This window comes from Enterobacter sp. PL1 (genome assembly GCF_945957325.1).
GTDB classification, from domain to species: Bacteria; Pseudomonadota; Gammaproteobacteria; order Enterobacterales; family Enterobacteriaceae; genus Enterobacter; species Enterobacter roggenkampii.
The window spans coordinates 1-17,267 of sequence record NZ_CAMFKT010000004.1; the positions used below are offsets into that span (position 1 = coordinate 1).

18 protein-coding genes are annotated in these 17,267 nt (G+C 56.5%); 12 read left to right on the top strand and 6 right to left on the bottom strand.

From position 1 onward, the window contains the following. Positions 1-178: 178 nt before the first annotated feature. From N6P30_RS04830 to tusE, 6 genes are all read left to right on the top strand, one after another. Complete coding sequence (locus N6P30_RS04830; RefSeq protein ID WP_023292856.1) at positions 179-922, top strand: hypothetical protein; 744 nt, start codon at positions 179-181, stop codon at positions 920-922. Between the two features lie 75 nt (positions 923-997). Next, positions 998-1,504, top strand: coding sequence for a CS1 type fimbrial major subunit (locus N6P30_RS04835; RefSeq protein WP_023292857.1), 507 nt, complete (start codon positions 998-1,000; stop codon positions 1,502-1,504). 72 nt (positions 1,505-1,576) lie between these two features. Next, positions 1,577-4,294 (top strand): TcfC E-set like domain-containing protein, encoded by a 2,718-nt coding sequence (locus N6P30_RS04840; protein ID WP_023292858.1) that lies wholly within the window; start codon positions 1,577-1,579, stop codon positions 4,292-4,294. Between the two features lies 1 nt (position 4,295). Further along, on the top strand, positions 4,296-5,453 hold the full coding sequence (locus N6P30_RS04845; RefSeq protein ID WP_023292859.1) for a CfaE/CblD family pilus tip adhesin: 1,158 nt from the start codon (positions 4,296-4,298) through the stop codon (positions 5,451-5,453). A 10-nt stretch (positions 5,454-5,463) separates the two neighbouring features. Continuing rightward, positions 5,464-6,015: a LuxR C-terminal-related transcriptional regulator gene (locus N6P30_RS04850; protein ID WP_008499912.1), complete on the top strand. Its 552-nt coding sequence runs from the start codon at positions 5,464-5,466 to the stop codon at positions 6,013-6,015. A 68-nt stretch (positions 6,016-6,083) separates the two neighbouring features. Then, entirely contained in the window at positions 6,084-6,413 is a 330-nt protein-coding gene (gene tusE, locus N6P30_RS04855; protein WP_008499913.1) for a sulfurtransferase TusE, read from the top strand. On the opposite strand, the gene yccX is transcribed toward tusE, so the two are convergent. The 3 genes from yccX to N6P30_RS04870 are packed head-to-tail and all read right to left on the bottom strand — an operon-like array spanning position 6,410 to position 8,059. Next, positions 6,410-6,691 carry an acylphosphatase gene (gene yccX, locus N6P30_RS04860; RefSeq protein WP_008499914.1) on the bottom strand — a complete coding sequence of 94 codons (282 nt, stop codon included), beginning with the start codon at positions 6,689-6,691 and terminating at the stop codon, positions 6,410-6,412. The genes tusE and yccX overlap by 4 nt on opposite strands. Before the next feature lie 11 nt (positions 6,692-6,702). Continuing rightward, on the bottom strand, positions 6,703-7,491 hold the full coding sequence (locus tag N6P30_RS04865) for an AraC family transcriptional regulator (RefSeq protein WP_008499915.1): 789 nt from the start codon (positions 7,489-7,491) through the stop codon (positions 6,703-6,705). A 10-nt stretch (positions 7,492-7,501) separates the two neighbouring features. Beyond that, positions 7,502-8,059, bottom strand: a complete 558-nt coding sequence (locus N6P30_RS04870; RefSeq protein WP_023292860.1) for a kinase inhibitor — start codon at positions 8,057-8,059, stop codon at positions 7,502-7,504. A 174-nt stretch (positions 8,060-8,233) separates the two neighbouring features. Here N6P30_RS04870 and rlmI point away from each other — a divergent pair, with 174 nt between their 5' ends. Together rlmI and hspQ are read left to right on the top strand one after the other, a co-directional pair. Further along, positions 8,234-9,424 carry a 23S rRNA (cytosine(1962)-C(5))-methyltransferase RlmI gene (rlmI, locus tag N6P30_RS04875; protein ID WP_021240853.1) on the top strand — a complete coding sequence of 397 codons (1,191 nt, stop codon included), beginning with the start codon at positions 8,234-8,236 and terminating at the stop codon, positions 9,422-9,424. Positions 9,425-9,484: 60 nt separating this feature from the next. Further along, positions 9,485-9,802 (top strand): heat shock protein HspQ, encoded by a 318-nt coding sequence (hspQ, locus tag N6P30_RS04880; RefSeq protein ID WP_008499919.1) that lies wholly within the window; start codon positions 9,485-9,487, stop codon positions 9,800-9,802. Positions 9,803-9,839: 37 nt separating this feature from the next. Here the strand turns inward: hspQ and N6P30_RS04885 are convergent, their stop codons facing one another. Beyond that, positions 9,840-10,253: a CoA-binding protein gene (locus N6P30_RS04885; RefSeq protein ID WP_008499920.1), complete on the bottom strand. Its 414-nt coding sequence runs from the start codon at positions 10,251-10,253 to the stop codon at positions 9,840-9,842. A 173-nt stretch (positions 10,254-10,426) separates the two neighbouring features. Here N6P30_RS04885 and csgI point away from each other — a divergent pair, with 173 nt between their 5' ends. Both csgI and mgsA read left to right on the top strand, forming a co-directional pair. Next, positions 10,427-11,089, top strand: coding sequence for a curli synthesis inhibitor (gene csgI, locus N6P30_RS04890; RefSeq protein ID WP_023292861.1), 663 nt, complete (start codon positions 10,427-10,429; stop codon positions 11,087-11,089). Between the two features lie 80 nt (positions 11,090-11,169). Continuing rightward, positions 11,170-11,628 (top strand): methylglyoxal synthase, encoded by a 459-nt coding sequence (gene mgsA, locus N6P30_RS04895; RefSeq protein WP_008499922.1) that lies wholly within the window; start codon positions 11,170-11,172, stop codon positions 11,626-11,628. A 59-nt stretch (positions 11,629-11,687) separates the two neighbouring features. Here mgsA and helD read toward each other — a convergent pair whose 3' ends face one another. After that, positions 11,688-13,742 carry a DNA helicase IV gene (gene helD / locus N6P30_RS04900; protein WP_023292862.1) on the bottom strand — a complete coding sequence of 685 codons (2,055 nt, stop codon included), beginning with the start codon at positions 13,740-13,742 and terminating at the stop codon, positions 11,688-11,690. Between the two features lie 123 nt (positions 13,743-13,865). On the opposite strand from helD, the gene N6P30_RS04905 reads away from it, so the two are divergent. Beyond that, positions 13,866-14,312, top strand: a complete 447-nt coding sequence (locus N6P30_RS04905; protein WP_008499924.1) for a YccF domain-containing protein — start codon at positions 13,866-13,868, stop codon at positions 14,310-14,312. A 19-nt stretch (positions 14,313-14,331) separates the two neighbouring features. After that, positions 14,332-16,494 carry a YccS family putative transporter gene (gene yccS, locus N6P30_RS04910; RefSeq protein WP_023292863.1) on the top strand — a complete coding sequence of 721 codons (2,163 nt, stop codon included), beginning with the start codon at positions 14,332-14,334 and terminating at the stop codon, positions 16,492-16,494. Here the strand turns inward: yccS and N6P30_RS04915 are convergent. Continuing rightward, entirely contained in the window at positions 16,451-17,077 is a 627-nt protein-coding gene (locus N6P30_RS04915) for a TfoX/Sxy family DNA transformation protein (RefSeq protein ID WP_008499926.1), read from the bottom strand. The genes yccS and N6P30_RS04915 overlap by 44 nt on opposite strands. Positions 17,078-17,267 lie beyond the last annotated feature (190 nt).

Below are 17,267 nucleotides of genomic sequence, written 5' to 3' on the forward strand. Positions count from 1 at the left end.
CCTATACAACCTTAAAGCCAGGAAAGCAGGATAAAAAACTGTATATAACGAGTTAATTAATACAAATTTTCACAAACCGCTGTTCTGGTTAAAGTTTCCCTGCCCTGAAGCAATACGTTAGCAGAGGGTGTCCCGTTGTGAATGCGCCGGGAATGAACTCAACGCAGGCGGACAGAAAATGAAACAAAAAAATAGTGTGAATAAGACAACTGCCTTTTATATCGCCGCGCTGTCATTGCCATTTTTCTCAGAAATGGCACTGGCCAATATGAGCGTGTATCCCATGGAACTTAACGTGGATAAGTCCGGTGCGGCGCAAATTAAGGTGGCGTCAAAAACGGATGATATTCAGTTCATTCGGGTGAGGCAAAAGAAAATTCTTAATCCCGGCACGCCCCAGGAAAAAGAGATTGATGTGGCCTCGTGGAAAGAAGGTGGCGTTGTTGTCACACCGGAAAAATTCGCCCTTGCGGCAGGCGCAATGCGCGTGGTTCGCCTGGTATCGCTTGCACCACCGGAAAAAGAGACGACCTGGCGCGTCTATTTTGAAGGCGTAAAGCAGCCTGACAGCATTATTCCGGGCAAGGCAGAAAGCCCTGCGGCGACGGCAAGACTGGGCGTCAATGTGATCTGGGGCGCCCTGATCCATCTCGCACCGGAAAAAAGCGTGGTTTCACTGACGATTGACCCTCTCAGGGGAACGTTAAAAAACAACGGCACGTTGCGCGTGCCGCTCAGGGAGATCGGTGTTTGTGATGCGGATTCATCGTGTAGATGGATTAAAGAAGACGCGACGATTTATCCGGACACCGAACGGAAATTAAAAACGCTCACGAAGGTACAAGGCCAGAAATATAAATTCCGCTACTTCAACTGGCTGAATAAAAGCGCTGAAGAAGCTGATTTACCCGTCGTGCAATAACACGACGCCACCGTAAAAACCCCACAGGGTTTGTTTAAAGAGCCAGGGTGCTCATTTGTAAATATGGAGATATCAATGCGTAAGTACTTTAAACCTCTGATGATTGTTGCCGCGATGACCACGTCCGTTAGCGCGCTGGCGATTCAAAAAGATATTACCGTCAACGCCAGCGTTGATTCACAGCTGGATATGACTCAGGCCGATAACACGCCGCTGCCGGCAAGCATCGATATGCAGTACCTGCCTGGCCGCGGTCTGGAAAGCTACCGTCTGAATACCAAGGTGTGGTCTAACTCCGCCACCAGCAACGTGAAAGTCCGTCTGGTGAGCGCCGCGAAGCTGGCGAATGCCGACGGGGCTGAAACCATCCCTATGACGGTGAAGCTGGGCGATAAAACCCTCTCTACCACAGATGTTGAATACACCGGTACCGAACTGTTCCCGGGGAGCATTGAAAACGGTTCTGCGGTACTGCCGCTGACCATTTCCCAGACCACCAAAGGCATTCTGAAAACCGGTCAGTACAGCGGCGTTGTTAGCCTGATGCTGACGCAGGCGACGACCACGGAAGGCGGTGCGTAACACCATAGCACCTAAGGAATAACGTCAGAGGGTGCCCACCCTCTGACGTCAGGATGATGTCGAGGCTCGTTCATGGCGTTTCACAGAAATACTCTCCTCTTTGTTGCTTTGTTACCCGCTTCCATCCAACTCGCCTGCGCCGGGCTGGCCGTCCCACCAGGTTTTGAAGATCTGGCAAAGACGCAGCGCCTGTGGACCGAGGTGAACCTCTACGGCGAATCGCTGGGCCTTTTTGAAACGGATATCACGCTTGAAACGGTGAGCTTTGTCGCACCTGAGAACGTGGTAGCGGCCATCAAACGCCGGTTTAATGACGCCCCATCCCTCGTTGCCACCGTCTCTGCCGCGCTGGCCGTTCCGCTTGCCCGTAACGGCAACCTAGCCTGCAGCAGCAACGGCTCCGCAGCGGGCTGCGATTACATCAATACCGATCGCGCGGCCATTATTTATGACGAGAATAACGCCCGCATTAACCTGTTCCTGGACAAGAAATTTCTGCCTAAGCAGACGGCAGAGAACACATGGTATCAGCCCACGCACGGCACCGAAAATGCGCTGATCCATCAACAAAACATTAACTTCGTTGCCGACAGGGATTATCAGTCGGCCACCGTGCAGGGCAACGGCGCGCTGGCGCTCACCCAGGACGGCTATGTAAATCTCGACTGGACCTGGCTGGGGCAGCGTTCACGGCACCAGCAGCAGCAGGAGGTCACCGTCAACAACGCCTGGTTCCGCCAGGATATCCTGCGTCAGTACTACGTCCAGGCAGGCGAGATGGATACCCGCGATCTGTTCAGCAATGCCGGCGGGAATATCACCCTCAGCCAGCTGCCGCTGGGCAAAATTCGCGGCCTGCGCACGGGTTCAACACGGGCGTGGATGAACCCGGTTCAGCAGTCGAAGGGAACCCCTGTTACCGTGCTGCTTTCCCATGACGCGCGTATCGACGCCCGCCGGGGCAATCAGCTGCTGGCGAGCTTCTATCTGAATGCCGGGGCGCAAACCCTGGACACGCGATCGTTCCCGGACGGAAGCTACACCGTGACGCTCTCCATCTATGAAAATAACCGGCTGACGCGCACCGAGCAGGTGCCGTTTACCCGAACCGGCATTACGCCATTCGACCGCGTCGAGTGGTTCCTGCAGGCGGGCGAAACCGATAATAGCGATCAAAACGAAGAGCGCCGCGCGGTTGCGCAGGCGGGCGTTCGTCTGCCCGTCACCCCGACGCTGGCGCTGACCAGCGGCGCAACGTTCAAGAAAAACCAGCGTTTCCTGGAGAACGCGCTCGACTGGAGCCGGGGCTTCAACGCGGGCCCGATCGATGGCGTGCTGAGTACCCGGTTTAGCTACCTCTACGGCAGCGAAGGCCAGCGCGGCAATATTCAGCAAATCAGCTACAACGACGGTTTTTCTTTGAGCGTCTATCGCAACGCGTTATCCGCTGAAAACTGCAACACCCAAAACGCGGGATTTGACGCCGTGAACGGCTGTTATCGCACCCTCTCGGTGATGTTCTCCGTCCCGGTCGGCGCCTGGTATGCGAGCCTGGGGTATTCGGATAACCGCAACGAAGGCCGGTACGTTTCACGCCGGGAGCTGCCGGACAGTGACGATCGCCACGATGCGGGTTTGCCGTGGGAATCGGTCTATATGACCCGCTCGCGCACGCGGGCCTGGCAGGCTGGCCTGAGCAATGCCTTCAGCACCCATGGCCTGAACATTAACAGCAGCATTAACCTGTTTATGCGTAACGATGACGCCCGCGAAGGCAGGGATAAAGGCGGCTACCTGAGCGTGAGCCTGTCCATGGCGCATAACCGCCAGGGCGATGCGTCAAGCTACACCTCTCTGGGCGCGACATGGCAGCATCAGCAACGTGAAAAAAACCAGCTGAGCTACAACGTGGCGCATAACTGGTATGCCGATGCCCGCGGCGAAAATGAGTACGGCCTCAGCGCGTCGGGCATTAACAGCGACTCGCTGAATACCTCAGCCTATACGCGCCAGGGCGGACGATATGGCAACGGGAGTCTGACCGTCAGCGACGCCTGGGATCGTCAGGATCGTCGCCATACGCTGAGCAGCAGCGGCAACTACAGCTCGACGTTTGCGCTGTCCCGCTCTGGCCTGTGGCTGGGCCGCTGGAGCGACGGTCGCCCTGCTTCCGCCGTCGCGGTGAACGTGATCACGCCGGAAGATGCTCAGGATCCGCGCGTCGCCGTGTCGCTGGATAACGGCGGCAGTGCCGATATTCCAGGCAATAGCCGCGCCCTCTTCGCGGTGCCGGGCTATCAGCAGACAACGTTGACGGTTAACGAATCGCTGGATGTCTCACGAGGAGCCAGCAGTGAAATCACGCAAGGATCGGGCAGCAGAACGCTGTTTATGGTGCCTGGCAAACTGCTGCGTCGGGACGTGCAAACCACCGCAAGCTACACCTGGCTCGGCCAGTTAACCGACGAGCGTCATTCGCCGTTTATCGGCGGCGTGCCGCTGAACGTGAACGGCTGGAGCGACCTTGGCAACGGCGGGTTTAGCGCCCAAAGCGACGCCCTGCTGCATCACCTCTACCTGGTGCGTCAGCAGCAGTTTTATCAGTGTGCGCTGAACGTGAAGAGTATGCGCGACGTGGTGCGTTACGTCGGGTCGATCCCCTGTAAGGAGTTAACCTTCTCCGCCCTGCCGGATGCCGTCCAGCAGCAGGCACAGCTGATGCTGGCCGGACGGTCGGTCCCTGCTGGACCGACTGCCATGAACACCGATAGCCTCACTAAAGGGAAATGATGTGATTAAGTGCCTCTTTATTTTTCTGTTCTTAAGCCTGTGGGCCAGCCAGACGCTGGCAGGCTCTCCCGCGGGACGAAATACCAGCGTAGGGATCAGCTTCGATCGCACCGCGCCGCCCGCGCGTTTTGACATCTGGTTTCATGAATCGGGCGGCTTTGACGCCGCCGATCCGCAAAAGTGGGGGCGCAATACCCTGACCTGTCAGTCCCGTACCGATACCACGAACGGCGCCTGCATGAACTCACCGGTCTGGTTCTCGGCGAACCCGGCCGCGCCTTATGCCATCAATTTAGCGTTTACCCATTCCCTTACCGGCAAGACGGTGAATATCAAGGTGTATGGCGATCACTACATGTTTATCAACAATAAAGTGTTCACCTTTGCCAGCTTTGTCACGGGAGGGACGACGGAAATTGCTAACTGGAACAGAGAGCCCTACTTCGATTTCTATATCGTGAAAAGCGAACTGGATAAGCTCGCCCTGCCGGGGATCTGGACCGCCACGCTGAAGCAGAACCTGCGCCAGTGGGGAAGCGCCGACTGCGGCGGCAACTTCAATGACGTGAATGTCGGCTGTCCTGGCTATCTCACCATCGCCAAATGGCAGGCAAATATTCGCATTGAGGTGGTCGACCCGGGAAACCAGCAGATTTATCTGCCAGCCTTTCCGCACTCCACGCCCATCGTTAACCTCAACCTGACCAACTTCCCGGGGCGCCCCGGGGGCAGCGAGATCAAGGGGGAAAACACGCTGGATATGTGCCTGTACGACGGCAAAAACAGCACCAGCACCCGCGCCTATCTTCGTTTTGAAGATGACGGGCTTCCCTCTGCGGAACGTGCCGAAGGCGCGTTTTCTATCCGGCGGCGCGGTGGAAGCCAGACGGATGCGCGGGACCGTCTCGACTATCAGGTCTCCGTTACCCATCCCGTCACAGGCGCAACCGAAACCGTCGCGAACGGTAAAACCGTAGTCTGGCAAGGCACTAACGATCCGCAGTATCTGCGTCAGGTCGTGCTGCCCGGCGGACGCGAGAGCGTACTGTGCATTCCTGCGCCAATTATCCTGAAAACCCCCGCGTTCGCCGCCAGCAGCAAAAACGCGGGCGACTATACCGGCACGCTGCGCGTCATCTATACGCCCAGCACGTTATAACGAGGTCACCGTGAGTTACGCCATTCTCGACAATAATCGATTTTACGCCGAAGGACTGCGCTATGCGCTGCTGCGTCGGGGCGTTCAGTTAGAGGTCCAGAGCGATACCGTACAATGGCAGCCAACGCTGCTTACCCGCCGCGTGATTGTCGTCCGCTGCCGTTTTTCCGTGGCGGCGACGCATCAGGCGCTGATCAATATTTTGCTCAGGCTGGAAGCCGCCCGCTGGAAAGGCAGTCTTTATCTGGTCTGCAACGAAAAGGGGTGGGCGCTGGCGACGCATTTACGCAAGCGTTTCAGTACGCTAACGCTTTATATCATCGACGACCGGATCGCCGTTGCCGATGCGGCGTATTTGCTGGCAAAAGAGCCACGCCGCGTTCGAAGCCTGGACTGCTGCCTGACCGTTCCTGAATTCAACGTGCTCGATCTGATGCTGACCGGGTTGCCGGTCCGCCACATTGCCATCGTGACGCACATGTCGGAGAAACAGGTTTCAACCCATAAATGCAACGCGCTGAAGAAGCTCAATGCCAACAACCTGCTTCAGCTGCTCCTGTAGGTCACGGTTTATCCTGAGCCCGCTTTTTTGCTACACTGTCGCCGATTTTTCACCTACGACAGAAGATTATGTTCATTTTTGCAGGCCAGGAAATTGAGACCGATAGCGAAGGCTATCTGAAAGATACAACGCTCTGGAGCGAACCGCTGGCGGAGAAAATTGCGGAAAACGAAGGGATTACTCTTTCCCCCGAACACTGGGAAGTGGTGCGTTTTGTGCGCGAGTTTTATCTCGAGTTCAACACCTCTCCGGCCATCCGCATGCTGGTCAAGGCGATGGCCAATAAGTTCGGTGAAGAGAAAGGCAACAGCCGCTATCTCTATCGTCTGTTCCCGAAAGGTCCGGCAAAACAGGCCACCAAAATTGCCGGCCTGCCTAAGCCGGTGAAGTGTATTTAATACCGAATACCGAAGTTGACGTATTCGCGCCCCGGTTGATGGGGTTCCGTTAAGACCTTATCAACCCGCGCGCTGCGCGGCCCACCCGCTTTCAGCCACGCCACCAGCTTGTCAACCTGCTCTGCTTCGCCACAGGCGACCACCTCAACGCTGCCGTCATCCATGTTGCGCGCGTATCCCGTTAGCCCAAGCTCAATCGCTTCGCGCTGGGTACTGTAGCGGAAACCCACGCCCTGAACGACGCCGTGAACCCAGGCAATAGTGCAGACTTTAGACATTCTTCTTCTCCTTAACGTAGCGTTTTCGGCAAACAGCCGTAGTGCTGCCGGAAACGGGCGGTGAAACGAGAGCTGGACAGATACCCACATTGTAATGCGATTTCGCCGATCGGTAATCGGGTTGACTGTAACTGTGACAAAGCCACGGCCATCCTCACCTCCTCGACAATCTGGCGAAAACTCTGTGATTCCTCGCGTAACCGTCTGCGCAGCGTCGGCACGCTCAGGGCCAGACGGCTGGCGACGTCCTGCGCGGTCCAGGCTCTGGCGGGCGACAGCATAATGAACTGTCGCACCTGCTCGGTCAGGTTATTGCTTCGCTCGATAAGCAGCGGACCTGCCACGCCGTCATGCAGCAATGCCAGCAACAGACCGAAGGCCTGATGTTTTTGCAGCGCCTCCGGTAAATCCTGACGCACGGCGTGCAGCAGGTTATCCCACATAAACGCCAGCCCCTCGCTCAGCGGAGCGCAGAGCGAATGCAGCGTCGTGCGCGGCCAGGATTTCAGGTAATGCGCTTTAAACTCGGCAACGATTTCCGGCGATAACATCAGCAAGTCCGAGTGAAACAGACCGTTTGCAGGCTGATTGATGATCTCCATTGCCGTATTGGCAGGGATAATGATGAGTTCATCCCGGGTGGCCACCAGGCGGTTATCGTCCTGCACAATCACCTTACTGCCGTGAGTGATATGGCAAATCGCCGGGAAAAAGAGCTTAACCTGGTGCAGGCGATGCATTTTGCTGGCACTCACTTCACCCGCCGTGAGATGTTTATGTCGAAAATGGAACTCCTGCACCGGTTCATCCTTATCTGCTGTAGGTTGCGGTTAACTGAGCCTTTGCCAGAACGTGACTATTGAGCATAAAGCCGACCAGCGCGCCGCTCGCATTGTTGTCGACGGGCAGGGTATCCACGTCCAGCGCCCAGACGGTCATCTGATAGCGGTGAGGCTTATCGCCTGCGGGCGGACATGCGCCGCCGAATCCAGAATAACCGAAATCATTACGCCCCTGCACAGCGCCAGCAGGTAATTTTTCGCCATTTGGGTTACCGGCATCAGCGGGCAGCGTCATTGTCTTCACGGGAATGTTGGCTACTGTCCAGTGCCACCAGCCGCTGCCGGTAGGCGCATCCGGGTCATAGACCGTAATGGCAAAACTTTTCGCACCCGTGGGCGGATTTGTCCACGCCAGCTGCGGGGACTGGTTACCACCGTGGCAGCCAAATCCCTCAAACACCTGCTGTGGCGCTAACCGCCGGTCGCCGGAAATATCCCGGCTGGTCATGCTGAAAGGCGTTGCGGCTAAAACCTGAAAACTCATTGCCGTCAGAGCGGCTATTGTGATGACACTGCGCTTTTTCATGGGGGGTTTCCTTTGCTGAACTGGAATCCCACTGTATATCCCGCCGCAGTGCCGTAATGTGCTTAAGCGATTTGATTTTGTGCCGAAACGCTCAACGGCATCCGCAGATGATTGCGCCTTGCTGAATGTGCTACTCTACGCGCCATTTCCCTGAAATCGACAGAACAGCAAATTATGAGTGTACGTTTAGTGTTAGCCAAAGGGCGCGAGAAATCCTTACTGCGCCGTCATCCCTGGGTCTTTTCCGGCGCGGTTGCCCGTATGGAAGGCAAAGCCAGCCTCGGTGAAACCATTGATATCGTGGACCACCAGGGGAAATGGTTAGCGCGAGGCGCCTACTCGCCAGCCTCCCAGATCCGCGCGCGCGTCTGGACATTCGATAAAGACGAAACCATCGACATCGACTTCTTCGTCCGCCGTCTGCAGCAGGCGCAGCAGTGGCGCGACTGGCTGGCTAAACGCGACGGGCTGGACAGCTACCGCCTGATTGCCGGTGAGTCTGACGGCCTGCCGGGCGTGACCATCGATCGCTTCGGTAACTTCCTGGTGCTGCAGCTCCTGAGCGCCGGGGCGGAATACCAGCGCGCTGCGCTGATTAGCGCGCTGCAAACGCTGTTCCCGCAGTGCGCCATTTACGACCGCAGCGATGTGGCGGTGCGCAAAAAAGAAGGCATGGAGCTGACTCAGGGGCCGGTCACGGGTGAACTGCCGCCTGCCCTGCTGCCAATTGAAGAGCACGGCATGAAGCTGCTGGTGGATATTCAGGGCGGGCACAAAACGGGTTACTACCTTGACCAGCGCGACAGCCGTCTCGCGACGCGTCAGTACGTTGCCGACAAACGCGTGCTCAACTGCTTCTCCTACACCGGTGGGTTTGCCGTTTCGGCGCTGATGGGCGGCTGTGCCCAGGTGGTCAGCGTGGATACCTCGCAGGAAGCGCTGGACGTGGCAAAACAGAACGTCGAGCTGAACAAACTGGACTTGAGCAAAGCCGAATTTATACGCGACGACGTCTTCAAGCTGCTGCGTAAATACCGCGACCAGGGCGAGAAGTTCGACGTCATCGTGATGGATCCACCAAAGTTTGTGGAGAACAAAAGCCAGCTGATGGGCGCCTGCCGCGGATATAAAGATATCAACATGCTGGCTATCCAGTTGCTGAACCCGGGCGGGGTTCTGCTCACCTTCTCCTGCTCCGGCCTGATGACCACAGATTTATTTCAGAAAATCATCGCTGATGCCGCAATAGATGCTGGCCGTGATGTACAATTTATAGAGCAGTTCCGTCAGGCAGCCGATCACCCCGTGATTGCTACCTACCCGGAAGGACTGTATCTGAAAGGGTTTGCCTGTCGCGTCATGTAACTTGAAAAGAGAAATATTGCCCGCACATAACGTGTAAGTCGTATTTCCCGGGAGGTGACTATGATTGCCAGCAAATTCGGTATCGGCCAGCAGGTCCGCCACACTTTGCTCGGGTATTTGGGTGTGGTCGTGGATATCGACCCGGAGTATTCCCTTGATGAGCCGTCAGCAGACGAGCTGGCGGTGAACGCAGAGCTTCGCGCTGCACCCTGGTACCATGTGGTGATGGAAGGTGACGACGGGCAACCCGTCCACACCTACCTTGCCGAAGCGCAGCTAAGCAGCGAGCTGCAGGAAGAGCATCCGGAGCAACCCACTATGGATGAACTTGCTCAGACTATCCGCAAACAGTTACAGGCTCCGCGCCTGCGGAACTAAGCGTGTAAAAAAAGCCCGATGAACGGGCTTTTTTTTATTACTTCGCCAGCCCCAGACGGGGGATGTCGATCGCCGGACAGCGATCCATGACGACGTTCAGCCCCGCATCCCGCGCCAGCACGGCAGCCTGCTCGTTAATCACGCCCAGTTGCATCCACAGCGTTTTCGCCCCGACGGCGATAGCGTCCTGCGCCACTTCCCACGCCGCCTCGGAATTACGGAAGACATCGACCATATCAATTTTTTCCGGCACGTCAGCGAGCGTGGCATAACCCTGCTGGCCCAGTAAGGTTTTCCCCGCCACTTTTGGCGAGACCGGGATGACGTGATAGCCCTGATCGAGAAGGTATTTCATCACCCGATAGCTGGGACGATCGGGTTTATCGCTCGCGCCCACCAGCGCAATGGTACGCGTGGATGTCAGAATCTCGGCAATATCGTTCTCTTTCATGGTTTTTCTCCTGGCTTTTTTAAAAGTGTACGCCAAACCGCACATCTCAACCATCCATCCCATACCGATGCATGAGGGCAAAACGGCCAAATATGTCTATATGTTAGTAAACGTGATTATCGAAAAATTTAGATACATTAATGCGGCGACAGGATTTCTGACGGGAGCCTTCTATGAAAACCGGTATTGCCACTGCTCTGATTGCATTAGTGATGCCGGTCTGCGTTTTTGCGACCACGCTCCGGCTCTCTACCGATATTGATCTTCTGGTACTGGACGGAAAAAAGGTCTCCAGTTCGTTATTGCGCGGTGCGGACAGTATCGAGCTGGATAACGGACCGCATCAGCTGGTATTCCGGTTAGAAAAATCGATCGGTCTGGCCAATCACGAGCAACGGATGTACATCTCCCCGCCGCTGATCGTCAGCTTTAATACCCGACAAATCAGTCAGGTGAATATTACCCTGCCACGCCTTGAAACGGAGAAGGAATCAGCGGCCTTCGACGCGTCTCCCCGCATTGAACTGCTGGACGGGGATGCGATGCCGATTCCGGCGAAGCTGGATATTCTGGCGCTGACGACTTCACCGAAAGGTCCGGACTACGAGGCCGCGACGCAGACCTATAACAAAGCCGGTAAACGCGCGTCGCTTCCTCAGTTTGCCACCATGATGGCCGACGACAGTTCGCTGCTTTCCGGCGTCTCTGAACTGGACGTCATTCCACCCCAGTCCCAGGCCCTGACGGAACAGCGCCTTAAATTCTGGTTCCAGCAGGCCGATGCCGACACGCGGGCCCGGTTTTTACAGTGGGCAAAACAACAACCTTCATCATAAGCCACATTTTTTACGCCTTTCTCTTGCAGCGTCAGACGGTTCCCGTCATCGTGTAGGCAGTTAACCTGATGGATATGATTATGGAACTGACAACACGCACGCTCCCGGAACGCAAACATATTGCTCTGGTAGCGCACGATCACTGTAAACAAATGCTGCTTAACTGGGTTCGCCGCCATCAGTCTTTACTGGAAAAGCACGCCCTGTCGGCGACCGGCACCACCGGTAACCTGATCCAGCGCGAAACGGGTCTGGAGGTAAACGCCATGCTGAGCGGCCCGATGGGCGGCGATCAGCAGGTCGGCGCACAGATTTCCGAAGGGAAGATTGATGTGCTGATCTTCTTCTGGGACCCGCTAAACGCGGTTCCGCACGACCCGGACGTCAAGGCCCTGCTGCGCCTGGCGACGGTGTGGAATATTCCGGTGGCGACAAACCTCTCGACAGCGGATTTCATCATCGAATCGCCGCAGTTTAACTCGCCGGTAGATATCCTTATTCCGGACTATCAGCGTTATCTTTCAGAGAGACTGAAGTAGCTTTTTTTGCCGGGTGGCGGCTACGCCTTACCCGGCCTACCCATCCTTACACTTCGTCGTTATGGCTTCCGCGCCACCGGCACATCAATACTCTTCAAAATATCGACAAACACGGATGGCCCTTCTTTATTGAACAGCAGCCACACGCGATGGCGCGCGCGGGTCATCGCCACATACAGCAAACGCCGCTCTTCGGCATCCGGAAAGTCTTCCGGCACCGGCAGCAGGGCCTGCTCCATGACCGACTCGCGGGCCGGGGCCGGGAAACCGTCGCTCCCCTCTTTCAGCCCCATGACAATCACATAGTCGGCCTGCTGCCCTTTGCTGGCGTGAATCGTCATAAATTCAAGCTGCAGCTTCGGCCAGCGGGTGGCCGCCTTTTCCAGCGCCTCGGGTTTGAGGTGATGGTATCGTGCCAGCACCAGGATACGTTCATCAGGCTTCGCGTAGCCGCTGAGCTTGTCCAGCAGCGGTTCCAGCTGGTCTTCCGCCAGCAGGGTCACAGCTTTTTTATCCCCTGCCCGCAGGCTATTGAGCGGCTTTGCCAGCTGATGCGGGTTCTGCTGGATAAAGCGGTTGGCGATTTCACCAATCCGTGAATTGAAGCGGTAGGTGGTGTCCAGATCGCTGCGATCGCCTTCGCCAAAATAGTGGTGGAACGCGGTCGTCAGCGAAAGCTGCGCCCCGCTGAAGCGATAGATGGCCTGCCAGTCGTCACCCACCGCAAACAGCGAGGTATGCTTATTTTGCGCCCGTAGCGCCGAAAGCAGCGCTGCGCGCTGCGGAGAGATGTCCTGGAACTCATCCACCAGAATATGTTTCCACGGGCTGACAAAGCGCCCCTTCTCCAGAATGATGACGGCCTGGTGGATTAGGCCGGAAAAATCGACGGCATTTTCCGCTTTCAGCGCGGTTTTCCAGGCTTTCAGCAGCGGCGCCATCAGCTTGACCCGCTTCGAAAACAGATCGCGGATCGCCTCCGGCGCGCTTTCAATCATCTCTGCCTGCGTTCCGCCGTGCATTCGCATCAGGCTGACCCAGCGGTCAAGCCGTGAACCCAGCCGACGCGCCAGTTTGTCATCCTGCCAGAAGCTGCCCTCCGGCACGTCCCAGTTGAGTTCCTCCTCGAGCCACTGACGCCACCCTTTCGCCTGCGCCTTTTTCTCACTGCACTGCTGGCGCCACGTTTTGATAAACAGCGCCTGGCGCGCCTGCGCGTCGTTTTCCAGTTTACTGATAGCAGGCACTTTTTTACTGCCCTGCTGAATAATATGCAGGGCAAGGGCATGGAAGGTTCTGGCCGTGATATCCCGGGTATGCAGACGTTCCTGGATCCGTTCGTCCATCTCCTGGGCCGCCTTGCGGCCAAAGGCCAGAAGCAGAATTTGATCGGGGACCGCTTCCCCGGTCGTCAACAGCCAGCCGGCACGCGCAACCAGCACCGACGTTTTACCGCTACCGGCCCCCGCCAGCACCAGCAGCGACTGCTCGCCGTTGACCACCGCGCGCGCCTGAGCCGGATTAAGCGGAGAAGACTCCACCGTACTGAAAAAGTCGGCGTATTGGGTGAGCATGGCGTCCGTCCAGGCCTGATTATGGGCGAGTCGGCTTTTATCCTTATCATTCAGCCAGGCCTGGCACTGGCGCCAGGCGTCGCGACAATTGTCAAACTCCTCTAGACGCGCCACGGATAACGGCAGCGCCGAGAGTGCCTGCCGGATCTTTTGCTGCAACCCGGCGGTCTGCTGACGGGTGAGCCACGAATGCTGCGCGTTGCTTTGCGCGATATCGTCCAGCACCTTTTGAAGCACTCCGGCGGCAATCACGCTCATATCCTGACTCCACTGCTGCCAGAGCGCGTTCAGGTGATGATGGAAACGCTGGGTTTCTGTCCACTCGGTGCCGTGAAGACGCACGACTTTATCGTCAGGCAGTACGAACTCGAGTTCGCCCCACACCAGCCCGCGTTTGCAGTGGATAGCCAGAAGCTGATTAAACGGAATAAGGTATTCGTGGCGTTCTCCAGAGACTTTTACCCCGGCATTAAGGAGAACCACCCGGTCGTAAGGGTGTTGCGCCAGACGTTTGCCTAACGACGTTGCTTTCAGTTCCATGTTCCGCCAAATCCACGAAGAGATAATTTACCTGACAGTGTAACTGCCAGTTTTAAGGTGCTCCAGCCTAAAAAAACGTTACAATCATTGGGCGTTAATTTTATCGAAAGGAAGTGAGGGTTTATGCGTACCGTTCTGAATGTGTTGAATTTTGTGCTGGGCGGTTTTGCCACCACCCTTTCCTGGCTTTTTGCCACGCTGGTGAGCATCGTCCTGATTTTTACGCTCCCCCTGACCCGCTCCTGCTGGGAAATCACAAAACTCTCCTTCGTCCCCTACGGGAATGAAGCCATCCACGTTGACGAGCTGAATCCGGAGAGCAAAAACGCCCTGATGAATACGGGGGGTACCCTGCTTAACATTCTGTGGCTGATTTTCTTCGGCTGGTGGCTCTGCATCATGCATATTTTTGCGGGTATTGCGCAGTGCATCACGATTATTGGTATTCCGGTGGGGATCGCGAACTTTAAGATCGCCGCTATCGCTCTTTGGCCCGTCGGGCGCAGGGTTGTTCCGGTCGAAGTGGCCCAGGCGGCGCGTGAAGCTAACGCGCGTCGTCGTTTTCAGTAACTAAGGACTGGCCGCGTTTATGCTAAGCCCACTGCTTCGCCGTTATACCTGGAACAGCACCTGGCTTTATAACGTCAGGATATTTATCGCTCTTTGCGGCACGGTTGCCCTGCCCTGGTGGCTGAATGACGTCAAGCTCACCATCCCGCTCACGCTGGGCGTCGTGGCCGGGGCGCTGGCGGACCTGGACGATCGTCTGGCCGGGCGTTTACGCAACCTGGTCATCACGCTCGTCTGCTTTTTTATTGCGTCAGCGTCCGTTGAGTTACTTTTCCCCTGGCCCTGGCTGTTTGCCCTGGGTCTGACGCTCTCAACCAGCGGGTTTATTTTACTGGGCGGCCTCGGGCAGCGCTATGCCACTATCGCGTTTGGCGCCCTGCTGATTGCCATCTATACCATGCTGGGCGCATCCCTCTACGACCAGTGGTACCAGCAGCCTGTTCTGCTGTTGCTCGGCGCCATCTGGTATAACCTGCTGACCTTAACCGGTCATCTGATCTTCCCGGTTCGTCCTCTGCAGGACAACCTTGCCCGCAGCTTTGAGCAGCTAGCCCACTATCTGGAACTGAAATCCCGGCTGTTCGACCCGGATATCGAGGAAGAAAGCCAGGCGCCGCTCTACGATCTGGCGCTGGCAAATGGTCAACTGGTCGCCACCCTTAACCAGACAAAAGCCTCTCTGCTGACCCGTCTGCGCGGCGATCGCGGTCAGCGCGGAACGCGAAGAACCTTACACTACTATTTTGCCGCCCAGGACATTCATGAACGCGCCAGCTCCTCGCACGTCCAGTATGCCGCCCTGCGCGAGAAGTTCCGCTACAGTGACGTGATGTTCCGCTTCCAGCGCCTGCTCTCCATGCAGTCCCAGGCGTGCCAGCAGCTCTCGCGCTCCATTCTGCTGCGCACGCCCTATCAGCATGACCCACGTTTTGAACGCGTATTTAGCCATCTTGATGCGGCACTCGACCGCGTTCAGGCCAGCGGAACGTCACCGGAACACATTAAAGCGCTGGGCTTTCTGCTGAACAACCTGCGGGCGATTGACGCACAGCTGGCGACCATCGAGTCCGAGCAGGCGATGGCGCTTCCGGGCAGTGAAGTCGACAATCAGCTTGCTGATGACAGCGTGCACAGTTTTAGCGATATGTGGCTACGCCTGAGCCGCAACTTTACCCCGGAGTCGGCTCTCTTCCGCCACGCGGTGAGAATGTCGCTGGTGCTGTGCGTGGGTTATGCCTTTATCCAGATAACCGGGCTGCATCATGGCTACTGGATCCTGCTGACCAGCCTGTTCGTCTGCCAGCCGAACTATAACGCCACCCGACACCGCCTGGCGCTGCGTATTATCGGCACGCTGGTCGGCGTCGCAATCGGCCTGCCGGTGCTTTATTTCGTGCCTTCCGTCGAAGGGCAGCTGATTCTGATCGTGATCACCGGCGTGCTGTTTTTCGCGTTTCGCAACGTGCAGTACGCCCATGCCACCATGTTCATCACGCTGCTGGTGCTGCTCTGCTTTAATCTGCTGGGTGAAGGGTTTGAAGTCGCCCTGCCCCGCGTGATTGATACGCTGATTGGCTGCGCGATTGCCTGGGCCGCGGTCAGCTTTATCTGGCCGGACTGGCGTTTTCGCAATTTGCCGCGCGTGGTAGACAGGGCGATGAATGCCAACTGTCGTTACCTTGACGCAATTCTGGAGCAGTACCACCAGGGCCGCGATAACCGTCTGGCTTACCGGATAGCACGTCGCGACGCGCACAACAGTGATGCTGAACTGGCCTCCGTTGTCTCGAACATGTCAACGGAGCCGGGCGCCACGGCCGAGATTCGTGAGACAGCGTTCCGCCTGCTCTGCCTGAACCATACCTTTACCAGCTATATTTCGACGCTGGGGGCCCACCGCGAGAAGCTCACTAACCCGGCGGTTCTCAACCTCCTCGATGACGCCGTCTGCTATGTCGATGATGCGCTTCATCACCGCCCGGCCGATGAACCGCGCGTTCGACAGGCTCTGGATGAACTGGCTCAACGCATTGCGCATCTTGACCCGGGAAATGACAGCAAAGCGCCGCTGGTTCTTCAGCAGATAGGCCTGCTGATCGCTCTGCTGCCTGAAATTTGCCGTCTGCAACAGCACATCGCTACCTGGAGGAACGACTCTCCTGCGGCTCAGGCAGCGCATTAAACCACTCCGTCAGCTCCCGGCGGATACCTGCCGGGAGTGCCGCCTCATGCAGCCCTTCGATAGCCCCTTCCAGCGCAAAGAGCACTTTTATACTGAGTGCTTTATTCTTTGCCCGCATCTTCAGCCAGCTCGCTCTGGCACCCAGCGCCCGCAGCGTTTCTTCATTGGTGATACCGGCTTCAAAGAGCAAGACTTCAAGCTGAAAGGTCAGGTTCGGCAGATCCTTAAGACGGGTTCGTTGATGACGCTGGTAGCGTTCTTTCCTAGCCGCACTGAGTGCAAACGAGGAGAGCTGAAGCAACCGCTCCCTGTCCTGCCATAATCCGTCATCCACACGATAATAGTTGAGCAGCACCGGGCGGCCTCGCTTCATCAACGTCAAGAAGGAGGAAGCATTTTTTACACAGTATTTTGCACTCTCTTCACACGCGCGAAGGTAAAGTTCGCCATCGGACACCATGGCAAAGACCGCATCATCCACTGCCAGGGTGTAACCGCCAAACAGCGCGCGATGATGAATCTCGCCTAACGGAGAGAGGTATTCCTGGGATTTATAAATCCGTTCATAAGATATCTTTTTCATGATATTTCCCTTCAAAATCATAGGCTAACAACGAAATTTCTTACTAGCGGATCCGTTAGCAGGAAAATAGGCAACTTATCGTCGTTGAGCAAGATGATTTTTCGAGGGGCATCAAGATTGAATGAATTTTGCGAGTCGCTTTCCGAAAATGAGGTTGATCTTTGGGCATACAGGGGTTACTGTATATCCA